Origin of the sequence: Streptomyces sp. NPDC048295 (assembly GCF_040652135.1) — a bacterium.
Taxonomy (GTDB): domain Bacteria; phylum Actinomycetota; class Actinomycetes; order Streptomycetales; family Streptomycetaceae; genus Streptomyces.
In genome coordinates this window covers 203569-214321 of record NZ_JBEZLL010000014.1, presented here as the reverse complement: position 1 = coordinate 214321, position 10753 = coordinate 203569, and the positions used below count along the sequence as shown (strand labels likewise).

Genomic DNA, 10753 nt, shown 5'->3' with positions numbered 1-10753 from the left:
GGCGGGCGGCCCCCGCCCCGGGGGGGGGGGTCGGGGGCGGGGGGGGTGGCGCGTGCCGCGCCCAACCCGGGGGGCCCCCCGCCGCGCCCCCCCCCACCGCTGCTCGATGTCCTCGTCGTGGTTTTCAGGGCGGCGCCATCGTGCAATTCTCCTCCTCCGGCGGCCGCGGCCCCACCCCGGCCTCGAAGCCGGCCGTCGCCGGCTCGGCCCGCGTGCCGGCGGCCGTGACTGCGCCGTTCGGCATCACGTACCTGGTCGTCGCACCGGGCGGGTTCGCCAACGATTGGGCCGGAGCGTCGATGCGGGTACCCGGACGTCACAAACGGCCGTCGGCTCGTCGAGAGGTCCGGCACGGCACGGACGGTGCTCCTGCGGTCCCGGTCCGGGGCGGACATCGCCACCGCGTCCCCGGAGCTCGCGGCGCCCGGGTCCGTGCTCGGCCGGCACGCGGTCCTGGACGGGATCGTCGCGCTCGTCGGCGACGGACGCAACGGCTGGGAACAGCGGCTCCCGCGCCTCATCCGTTGCGGGCCGTCGTCACCGTCTCCTCGATCGGGCGGGGTTCGTGCACTTGCCGGACCGGCTCGACGGGGAACTGGCTGTGGGTGTGCTGGAGGGCGATGACGGCGGCGTCGTCGGCCAGGTGCCCGCCGACGTGGGCGAGCAGGTCGGTGCGCAGGCTGCGGATCAGTGCCGGGGGGCTTTCGTCCGTCCAGGCGGCGGCGCGCTCGGCCAGCGGGTAGAAGTCGCCCTGGGCACCGCGGGCCTCGGTCAGGCCGTCGGTGTGCAGCAGCAGCACATCGTTCGGCTCCAGGGTGAAGGTGTCGACGTGGTACTCGGGGCGGCTCAGCTCGCCCAGGCCCAGCGGTGGCGCGGGCCGCAGAACAGGCAGCGCGGTGGCCTGCCCGTCGTGCAACAGCAGGGGTGGCGGGTGCCCGCACGTGACCATCTGTGCCCGGGAGGAATTGTCGGGGATGTCGAGGACGGCGGCGGTGATGAAGCATTCCCCGGCTGTCTCCGCTTCGGCGGGCTCGGCCAGGTTCCAGCACACGCTGTGCTCCAGGTAGGCCATGAGGGCGGGCAGCGTGGCCTCCCGGTGCGCCGCCTCGCGGAAGGCCCCCAGCAGCAGGGCGGCGTCGCTGATCGCGGTCAGGCCCTTGCCCCGTGCGTCGCCGATGATCAGCCGGGTGCCGGTGGGGGTGCGGACGGCGGCGTAGAGGTCGCCGCCGATCAGGGCGTGCTCCTCCGCCGCCAGGTACATCGACGCCACCCGCAGTGGACCGATCCGGCGTGGCAGCGGCCGCATGACCACGTTCTGCGTGACCTCCGACACCGTCCGTACTTGCATCAGCTCACGGGTGTGGCGCACCTGCAGGTACCGGAACACGGTCACGATCACCGAGACCACGAGCAGGGCGATGATCTGTGAATCGAAGTACAGCGTCCCCAGAAGGTTCCCGTGTATCAGGCCGATGCCCAGCAGGCCCGCCACCGCAGTACCACCCATCACCCCGGTCAGGACGGGTCCGGCGAACGACGCCGTGATCGCGGGCGCCACGATCAGCAGCGGCCCCAGCGGCACACCGCGCGGGCTCAGCGCATCGGCCAGCACGATGGTCACGATCAGCCCGAGCGGGACCGCCAGCAGGGCCTCGGACGCTTGCCGAGAACGCTGCCGGCGCAGAAGCCGCTGCCGCAAGCCCATAAGCCCGGTCTACACCCACGGGGCCGGTCACGCAGGAGAGGCACACGAAGGCAGTCCGTGGTATGTGGGCGTCGTTCGGCCGCCGCCCGGTGAGTGACGGTGACGGTGTTGACGACGAGTTGCAGGGTGTCCGTGGCGCTTGCCGGCCCTGTCAGTCATGGAGGTCCCCGAGCCAGCGCAGGGCGCTCAGGCTCGGCAGGAAGCAGTACTCGCCTCCTCGGGTGACGACGAACCGGGGCAGCGGGGCCAGGCAGCGCCTCACCGGCCTTCGGGGGATGGTGTAGCGGGTCCGGCCGTCCTCGGCGCCGACGACGGGGTCCTTCGTGTCACCGCCCCCGAAGAAGACGCCGTCGTTCATCCACTCCGACTGGACGAACTCGAACTGCCGGCCCAGGTGGGCGCCGATGAACGCGAACATCAGACCGCGGTCGGCTCCGTCGTCCTCCAGCGCTCCTTCCGGCAGTGGCGGGCCGTACACGGCGCCGCGCCGGATCATGCGGTGCAGCCGCACCTCTCCGGCCACCGAGGCGTCGCGTGGGTTGGCGCGGCGGATGTGGCAGCCACCGGGGGTGGTGAATCCCACCGGATCGTCCTGTTCGTACAGGAAGGTGTTACGGCGGTGGGGGTCGACGCCGAGGGCTTGGTCGTCGTGCTCCGGCGCGAGGGCCAGTGGGGCCCCGCTGCGCCAGCGGCCCATGATCTTCGCGGCGATCAGTTCCTCGTCGTGGGCGCTGGTGGAGTTGTCCTTCAGGTAGCGCCTGAAGGCGGCGACGTTCTGGTGGAGTTTGCGGAAGACCACGTAGCTGCCGTTGCGCCCCAGCACGGTCGGCCGAGGCGTCTGGACGCCGCCGATCTCATCCGGGTAACCGAGGACGAACTCCCCGCTCTTCAATGGCGTTTCCAGCCTATTGGACCCTGGGATGCCGCTCCCTTCGACGGCCGGATGGCTGACGCCGTCGAGGTACCCGAAGTGTTCCTTCTCGGTGGGCAGTGCGTAGCAGTCCTGTCGCCAGATCGCAGTCACGCCGGGAAGGCGTTCATAAGCGGGGCGGGCGCGGTCGATGGCCGCCTCCAGGCCCAGTGTGCCGGGTGCGACCGCCGTGATCACCACGTGGACGTCGCGCGTGCCGAGGGGTGCTTCCCAGTGCTGCGGGCTGCTCGCTCCCCCGTCCCGCAGCGCCCGCGCGCGGGCGGCCATGCCCTGCCGGAACTCCCAGCCGAACGTGTCCAGCGATGAACGTGGCAACCCCAATGCCTCCAGGCCCCAGTAAGTGATGGCGACACTGACCCAGGTGTCCCCGAGGGGGCTGGAGGTGTCCGCGGCGGAGGTCGCCACCGCGCTTGCCCGCCGCATCAGTTCCCGGCCCTGGGAGCGGTCGTCGATACGGAAGACCAGGTACGTCGCCGCGTACGGGGTGGGACGCGGGCTGAGGACCCCGCGCTGGATGTCGTCGAGTTCCAGCGTGACGTCCGTGGGTGCGCTCATGTCGGCCTCCCTGCGGCAGCACTACGAGACGAGGTTGCGCCAGAAGTTCCGCAGGCTGTCGTCGGCACCGAAAAGGGTGCTGAAGATCGTCGAATCGGCCAGCAGCACGTCTGCCGCACGGTCATCGCCAGGGGGCATCCACAGGAACATGTTGAACTCGGTGTTCCCGTCCTCGGTGAACGGATGGGGCCGGGACGTGTCGATCGGCTGCCGGGCCAGCACATGGATGGCCTGCGGCTCGTCGGTCGTCACCTCGTAGTGCGGCAGGTGCATGTGGAAGTTGAAATTCGTCACCCCGTTCAGCCACCCCTTCCCGTCCAGATCCCTGATGGTCGACAGGGGGGCGATCCGGTTGTCCCGACCGGTGGCGGGGCGCAGCCCGTACCGGTTGACGACGGGCACGTCCAGACCGTTCATCACGTCCCTGACGTAGGTGGCGAACCGTTGCTGGCGAGGCACCAGGGGATCGCCGTGGTGGCGGTACTCCACCTCGCGCACGGACAGGTCGTCCGACGCGCCGACGTCGTGATGGGGTCCCAGGACCAGCCGGGCGTCCTCCCGCGAGAGGAAGGACCGCAGGGCGTCGATCTCGCCGGGCTCGGCTTCCTGTCCGGTGATCATGTGGTCCAGTCCGAAAACGAACAGGACATCCGTGTCGTCGAGCACCCGCTCGTCGAGGGGGGTGTGGAAACCGGCCTGGTCGATGCGCTGGTAGACCGGTACGGGATGCCCGGTGAGCTCCGCGACGAATTCCTGGAAGGGCACCCAGGCCCGGAAGAACAGCTCCAGCGATCCGGCGATGCCCTGCTGGAACTGATCCGGGTCGGACCACTTCGGGTCCTCGTAGGCCGGCCACGCCACCCGCCGGACCTCGGTCATGGTGGAGAACCGGTTGTCCAGTTCGGCCGCGTTCCGGCCCGCCTCGGCGGGATAGCTCCACGAGACGTACACGCTCACACGCCGTCCGGCAGGGGTGTACTTCCGGGGAATGTGCCGCTGGTTGTAGGTCCGCGCTGTTCTGGCCTCGCTCATCGCCCGGCTCCCCGCCTCACTGCATCTGGTCGAGCATCTCCGACAGAGCGCTCTTGATCCGCAAAGCCTTCTTGATCTCGTCCGCCGTCACATACGGGTACTCTCCGTACTCGATGAAGCTCGGGCAGTGGTGCTCGCGGACGAATCCGACGAACGCCTCCGGATTGGTCCGCCAGTCGTCGGGGAATCCCTCCAGATGCTCGAACGCCGTGCTCACGCCCGCCTTCGAGAACAGCGCGATGGCGTCCTCGGTGTACTTGTCGAAGTCGGTGTCGAAGATCCCCTGGTACATGAAGCGCGTGTCGTCGTCGAAGAGAACCCAACGCAGGTAGTGCAGCTTCAGTGGCGCGAGAAGGTACGGGTCCTGTTCGAGCGCCTTGGCCAGCGCGTATCCGTACTCCCGCATGGCATCGGCGTGGCCGGGCTTGACCGGCGCGACGATGGTGAACCCGTAGCACGCCGGAGTCCTGGGGAAGACGGGCCCGTACTTCCCCTGTTCGAGATGATCCGTCTCCTTGGGAAGGACGACCGCCTGAGGCCTGATCTCCATGTCCGCTCCTCCCGCCGACCAGTGCGCCGGGACGATTCCATCTTCGCGCCCCGTCACCGGGCGCGCCCGCCGAGCAGGCGTGAACAACGGGTGAGTCGGGGCGCCGGCAGCGACCATCAGGCCGAGCCGCCAGGTGCTCGACGAACGGGCCGAGTGCCCCGGCTTCAAGGAGAACGTCAACAACGCGGTGCAGGACAAGAAGATCGCCCCGGGCGGCGACAAGGTCCGGGCGGCGGCAGATGCGGTCTTCGGCACGCCGATCCTCCCGGACCCTGAGTTCCCCATCGTCACCCCTGGCAAGCAGGACTGACCGCGGGCCGGGCCGGCTCCTCCCGGAAGTCGGCCCGGTCCGTCCGCCACGGCCAGGGCTCCGGCCATTCCCCGGACTCAGGCGCAGCGGGCACGGCTTCGTCCGTACCGTGACCCGCCGTCCCGGCCCACAGAACCGTTGGCGGCAGGCACCTGCTCAGCCTCGTCCTCCTCGCAGGACGGCACAGGGCCCTCGGCCTCCCGCCTCACAGCAGCACCTGGGCAAGAGGGAGAACAGCCGCGGCCGCCGTCAGGGCGGCGCGGCGGAACCTGTGGTGGTCAGGCTCGGCATGTGGCTCGACAACACCCGCGAACGCGCCGCCGAGTCCACCGAGCGGCGCCGCGCGAACCTCGACCACCTCGGCATGCGCTGGACGCAGGGCGGGCGGCACATGTACGGGGATCATTCACCGGGTGACCAGTTCCCCGAGCGGAGGCGTGCCGCCATCGGCCGCAGGGCGCGCGAGATGCAGTGCGGTGTGGAAATGGCCCGCAGATTCCTTGCCTTCCGGGTCCTGTCCATGGGCGGTCACTGCGTCGATGGCGTACTGCTGCTCGGCGGCGCCGGTGAAGCGGCGTTGGACGAAGGTGCGCTCCGCGTACATCTCGGTGGTCAGGCCGTGTCCGGCCAGGTGCTCGGCGATGGGCGCGTAGGAGCCGGTGCGCAGAACGAAGGCGGCGACCCACGGCAGTGTGCGGGCGTTGTCCAGGAGTGGCTGGAATGTGGACCGGGACAGGAAGCTCGCACCTCCCGTGATGGTGATGAGTCGGATGCTCCGGGCCGCCTCCAGCAGGTCCCGGGTCGGCGGGGTGGTCTCCAGGTTCTCGGCGAACCCGGCGTCCAGCAGGCCGACCGCTCGTGCGTAGGCGATGGCGTTGGGCGCGATGTCGAGGCCGATCACCGGGACGGCGTCCCGTCTGCGGCGGGCGCGGAAGAAGGACCTGTCGTGCTCGGCCAGTTCCTCCGCGGTCATGGCCACCGCCCGCGGTGACGTGTAGTGGGCGTACAAGTCGTCCAGGGTCAGCTCGTGATTGAGCAGGGCCGCGTTGATGCCGTACGAACAGCACAGGTCCAGCACCACTTCCCCCGGGGCCCGCAGCCGGAGTGCTGCCAGACGGCGGAAGAGGCGCTGCGCGTGATGCGGTGTCCGGTAGCCGAACGCGCCGAGTTCGCGGAAGAAGGCGCGGGGATCGGCCTGGTCGTAGATGTCGTCGAACGGAGTCATCGTGCGCTGCGCGGGCTCCCCCGCGTCGTCTTCCCGTACCTCGGCCATCACATACTCCGTTCTGCCGGGCCGCCGTCCGCGGTCGCCACAGCCTCCCGCACAGGGCGGGCCAGGCAAACAAGCCGCTGACGGATCCGGCCACGCTAGGCTCCGCCTCGTGCAGATTCTCGATGCCCTGACCAACATGGCGAGGACAGGCAGACTGGGCCCGGTGTTCAGCGGAGCCGGCTGGAGTGATGTGACCGCAGCACTCGGCGAGCCGTGGGACATCGGAGCGATGAGCCGGAATCGAAGGTGGCCCCGGCTCTTCGCGTACGGAGACCTTGAGCTGAGTGTCTGCCGTTGCCGCAAGGTTTCCCTCATCTGTGTCCAGACCTGGCGTGACATCGTCCGACTCCCCTCGTCGCTCGTCGGGGGAACAGATACCTTCCCGGCAGGGCTCAAGCACACGGACGTCGTGTCCGCCCTGGACGAGGCCGGCTGTTCCTGGGCGCCGTATCCTCCGCTCACCTTCGGCAACCAGTGCTCGCTCGTAGCCATCCCGACAGGAGCGCACTTCACCTTCGAGATCCCCGCGGGCGAAGAACCCGTGCTGAACGTCATGGGCCTGCCCGGCGACGGACACGATTGCTCCGCACAGCCCACGGGCCGAGATCACTGAAGTGACGTGCGGTCAGAACCCTGGGCTCTGGAGCAACTTCTGTGACGGCGGCCCGCCGATAGCCGCGTCGTCGCGGTATGTACGCGAAGGCAGCAGGTCAGCGGGGTGACCCGGACCGAGCACGAGTAGCCGCGGTGTGGCATCACGGAAGGGCGCGCCAGAATCTGGTTCGGCTGATATTCGGTGGCTCTGCGCGAGGTGGTGTCCCGCCTGCGGGAGCTGTTGTTCCTCTTGGTTCCCGGCGTCTGTTCCTCTTGGTTCCCGGCGTCTGTTCCTCTTGGTTCCCGGCGTCGCGGTCCTGGCCGTCCGCACGGAAGACAAGGCGGTGCGGCGATGCCCGCTGGATGCCCACCGGGACCGTCCGTCCCGTCCGCACCTGGTGGGCGGAGCGGGTCTGCTCCGCTCCTGCGGACTTCCGTGTGAGCCTCCAAGGCGCCGGCCGCAGCGTGGAGAGGCCGTGATGGGTCACTCGCTGTCGGCAGGACGCGGATGTTCCATGCGGGAGAGCCACGTGGTGAGCAGAGATTCAAGTGTCTCGGCGTCACCCGGCGTCAGCAGATCCAGCAGGTGGCGTTCGTTGTGCATGTGGTCGGTGAACGCCCGGTCGATGAGTTCTCGTCCGGGCGCGGTGAGGGCGACGATCCGGCCACGTTGATCGTCGTCCGAACGGCGGCGGGTGACGAGTCCCGCCCGCTCCAGACGGTTGATTCTCTTCGTCATCGCGCCGGTGGTGACCATGGTGTGCGCTGCGAGTTCGCCGGGTGCCCGTTCGTAGGGCTCACCTGCGCGGCGCAGTGCGCACAGGACGTCGAACTCTCCCTCGCTGAGTCCGTAGCGGCCGTAGACGAGACAGAGCTCCTCGGTGAGCAGGTTGGCCAGGCGGTGCAGTCGGCCGATCACACCTTGCGGGCTGACATCGACGTCGGGTCGTTCCAGGCGCCAGTCGGCCTGGATGCGGGCCACTCGGTCCAGTGGTTGGTGGTGTTCCATGGACTCCATAATAGCTTCCCAGGAAGCTATATTGTCTTCCATGGAAGCTAATATGCGTTGGGTCGCACTGACCGCGGTCGCGCCGGTGGCCTGGGGAACCAACTACTTCGTCACACACGAGTTCCTGCCTACCGACCGCCCTCTGTACGGGGCCGCGCTGCGAGCGCTGCCCGCCGGCCTGGTCCTGCTGGCCCTGTGCAGGCAGCGGCCGCACGGCGCGTGGTGGGGGCGGTCCGCGGTGCTCGGGCTGCTCAACGTGAGCGTGTTCTTCGTCCTCGTATACGCCGCCTCCCAACTGCTTCCGACGAGCGTGGCCTCGACCGTCATGGCGATGTCCCCGTTGACGATGATGCTCATCGCCTGGCCCCTGTTGTCCGAGCGGCCCCGTACCGCGCATCTGACCGGCGCCGCGGTCGGATTCGGCGGGGTCTGTCTCATGCTCCTCACGGGGGCGGAGGGGGCGAGCGTGCCGGGAGTCCTCGCCTCGGCCGCCGCCATGCTGGTGTCGTCCTTCGGTCACATCCTGGCCAAACGGTGGAGCGGCGGCGCCGATGTTCTTGCCTCGACCGCCTGGCAACTCACCGCCGGGGGCGTGTTCCTGTTCCCGGTCGCCGCGGCCGTGGAGGGCCCTCCACCCGCGCTGCCCCCATCAACGCTCCTCGCGTTCGGCTACGTCGCCCTGGTCGCCACCGCGCTGGCCTTCACCGCCTGGTTCACCGGGCTGCGGCACCTGCCTGCGGGGACAGTCGGACTGCTCGGACTCCTCAACCCCGTTACGGGCGTGCTGCTCGGCACAGCGGTTGCCGGAGAGGTGGTGACCGTTCAGCAGCTCTGCGGACTGGTCCTGGTCGCGGCCGGGGTCGTCCTGGGCCGGCCCGCGCGCCCGGGCCGACGCGACAGCAGCCGGACACCTCCCCATCCGGTGTCCACCGAGTGTCCCGCGGGAGCGCCCTCCATACGCAAGCCCCCGTGAGGGTCGGGCATGGGGGTGTCCAGGACGGTCTTCTTGGCCCCGCGGTAACGGGGCGAGTTCCAGATCCCGCCGCGACGCCGGACCCCGGAGGCGAGAGCACCGGGACGTCCGTCGCGGCGGGTGAACTCGTCGCGGCGGCCCATTTGGCTGCCCTGGCCCCATGTCAGCGAACGAGACGGGAAGGCCTATGAGGGTGCGGACGAACGCGTCTCGGACGTGTTCGGCGCCGCGCCCATCGGGCAGTTGGACGAGCCTTTCGTATCGGGTGGTGCGGCCGACCAGGGAGTTAATGGCGGGCCCCTGCCCTTGCCGACGACCAGGTCGCCCTCCCCGTGACCGGAACGGCCCGGCCGGCGGCTTCCGGAGACTCCCACCCGGCCACCGGTCCATCGGCGAGGTCGGGACGCTCTTGGGCCAGCCCGCCGTGGCGGCGCACTTGTCGGTGAGCGCGGTGCGGACCACGGCGATGAACGCGTCATGCGAGGGTCCGGGCAGGAACTTCTTTGTTGTAATCGACGGCGGCGAGTACGTGCGTTCTCCGCTCATCTCGTCCTCCAGGGGCGCCCGTTCACCGCTGAGACCGAGCCGCAGTGGTGGCGTAGCCTCGCGTCACCTGCCAAGCCTGCGGCCGGGGGGATTCACACGGCCGGGGCCGGCTCGACACATTGGGGATTCATTGCGCGCAACATCCATAGGCGCCGTGCTCACCGGCGCCCCGGTCCTCTCCGCCTCCGCTGTCACCGCTCCGGCCGCGTACGCCGCGGAGACGGGTGTGGTGATCCAGAAGGTGTCCGTGAACGGCGGCAAGCCCATCGCCCTCGGCACCTCCCAGACCGAGTCGTTCACCATCTCGGCAACGGCTTCGGACGACTCGGGGATCAGCACCAAGCTCGCGTTCTTGCAGATCAAACGCGAGGTCGGGGACAGCTACTGGTCGTACCACGGCAGCCCGAAGTGCACCGCGAGCAGTGCCACCACCTCCACCTGCAAACTCACCGTCAAGCTCGACTCGGGCTGGGGCGTGCCCCGCAGCGCCCTCGCGGGTCCGTGGAAGGTGGTCGTCCAGCTCCAGTCCAAGGACGGCGATCTCTACAACAACGGCGGCGACATCACCCATCCGGTCCTGCGCCGAGGCAAGCTCAGCGTCGATGCCGGGCCCGAGCCGGTGACCAAAGGCAAGTGGCTCAAGGTCACGCGCAAGCTGACCCGCGCCAACGGGGACAGGCTCACCTACGCGGGGGACACCAACCAGTCCGTGAAGCTGCAGTTCCGTAAAGCGGGCACCAGCACATACAAGACCGTCAAGACGGTCAGACCAACTCGACGGGCAACCTGTCGACGACGGTCACGACTGCGGCCGACGGCTACTGGCGCTGGTCCTTCGCGGGTACCTCCACCACGTCGGCCGTCAACGCCACAGGCGACTACGTCGACGTGCGCTGACGTTCCGTTCCGGTCCGCTCGGCCCGCCCCGGATCGGGCGGACCGGCCGGGCCACCGCCCCACTCGCGTCGAAGTCACCGCGCCGAAGGAACGGGGCACGGCCGTGCCGGGCGGTGCGCGGGACCACGGTCACCGTGCACAACACCCTGCCCACCGGGCTCAGCGCCGACAGCATCCGTGGCACGGTATGGAACTGCACCCCGAGCACCCTCGCCTGCACCCGTAGCGACGTCCTCCCCTCCGGGAACAGTTACCCTCCCCATCACCCTGAAGGTCGACGTCTCCTTCAAGGCCACACCCAGGTGACGAACACTGCCACTGCTGTCGGTGGCGGTGACACCACCACCCGCACCGCCTCCGACCTCACCAAGATCAAGC

10 protein-coding genes and 1 pseudogene are annotated in these 10753 nt (G+C 69.4%); 5 read left to right on the top strand and 6 right to left on the bottom strand.

The features are described from left to right. Nucleotides 1-125: 125 nt before the first annotated feature. A pseudogene (locus AB0D53_RS22255) lies at nucleotides 126-308 on the top strand (short-chain dehydrogenase/reductase); the annotation flags it as partial. Between the two features lie 209 nt (nucleotides 309-517). Here AB0D53_RS22255 and AB0D53_RS22250 read toward each other — a convergent pair. The 4 genes from AB0D53_RS22250 to AB0D53_RS22235 all read right to left on the bottom strand — a co-directional run bounded on the left by AB0D53_RS22250 (nucleotide 518) and on the right by AB0D53_RS22235 (nucleotide 4773). Further along, the gene (locus AB0D53_RS22250; protein WP_362449172.1) at nucleotides 518-1705 is read right to left on the bottom strand and encodes a PP2C family protein-serine/threonine phosphatase; all 1188 of its coding nucleotides are present in this window, start codon (nucleotides 1703-1705) and stop codon (nucleotides 518-520) included. Nucleotides 1706-1856: 151 nt separating this feature from the next. Then, nucleotides 1857-3191: a Dyp-type peroxidase gene (locus AB0D53_RS22245; protein WP_362449170.1), complete on the bottom strand. Its 1335-nt coding sequence runs from the start codon at nucleotides 3189-3191 to the stop codon at nucleotides 1857-1859. A 21-nt stretch (nucleotides 3192-3212) separates the two neighbouring features. Further along, nucleotides 3213-4223, bottom strand: a complete 1011-nt coding sequence (locus AB0D53_RS22240; RefSeq protein ID WP_362449168.1) for a hypothetical protein — start codon at nucleotides 4221-4223, stop codon at nucleotides 3213-3215. A 16-nt stretch (nucleotides 4224-4239) separates the two neighbouring features. Continuing rightward, complete coding sequence (locus AB0D53_RS22235) at nucleotides 4240-4773, bottom strand: hypothetical protein (RefSeq protein WP_362449166.1); 534 nt, start codon at nucleotides 4771-4773, stop codon at nucleotides 4240-4242. A gap of 133 nt (nucleotides 4774-4906) precedes the next feature. Between AB0D53_RS22235 and AB0D53_RS22230 the strand changes: the two genes are divergently transcribed. Then, nucleotides 4907-5083 (top strand): hypothetical protein, encoded by a 177-nt coding sequence (locus AB0D53_RS22230; RefSeq protein WP_362449164.1) that lies wholly within the window; start codon nucleotides 4907-4909, stop codon nucleotides 5081-5083. 406 nt (nucleotides 5084-5489) lie between these two features. On the opposite strand, the gene AB0D53_RS22225 is transcribed toward AB0D53_RS22230, so the two are convergent. Continuing rightward, a complete protein-coding gene (locus tag AB0D53_RS22225; RefSeq protein ID WP_362449162.1) occupies nucleotides 5490-6356 on the bottom strand; it encodes a hypothetical protein in 867 nt (288 codons plus the stop codon). Nucleotides 6357-6465: 109 nt separating this feature from the next. Here AB0D53_RS22225 and AB0D53_RS22220 point away from each other — a divergent pair, with 109 nt between their 5' ends. Beyond that, the gene (locus AB0D53_RS22220) at nucleotides 6466-6969 is read left to right on the top strand and encodes a hypothetical protein (RefSeq protein WP_362449160.1); all 504 of its coding nucleotides are present in this window, start codon (nucleotides 6466-6468) and stop codon (nucleotides 6967-6969) included. Nucleotides 6970-7434: 465 nt separating this feature from the next. Here AB0D53_RS22220 and AB0D53_RS22215 read toward each other — a convergent pair whose 3' ends face one another. Beyond that, complete coding sequence (locus AB0D53_RS22215; RefSeq protein ID WP_362449157.1) at nucleotides 7435-7959, bottom strand: MarR family transcriptional regulator; 525 nt, start codon at nucleotides 7957-7959, stop codon at nucleotides 7435-7437. Nucleotides 7960-7999: 40 nt separating this feature from the next. On the opposite strand from AB0D53_RS22215, the gene AB0D53_RS22210 reads away from it, so the two are divergent. Next, nucleotides 8000-8932 carry a DMT family transporter gene (locus tag AB0D53_RS22210; protein ID WP_362449155.1) on the top strand — a complete coding sequence of 311 codons (933 nt, stop codon included), beginning with the start codon at nucleotides 8000-8002 and terminating at the stop codon, nucleotides 8930-8932. A 676-nt stretch (nucleotides 8933-9608) separates the two neighbouring features. Beyond that, entirely contained in the window at nucleotides 9609-10601 is a 993-nt protein-coding gene (locus AB0D53_RS22205; RefSeq protein ID WP_362449153.1) for a calcium-binding protein, read from the top strand. The last annotated feature ends 152 nt before the right edge of the window (nucleotides 10602-10753 follow it).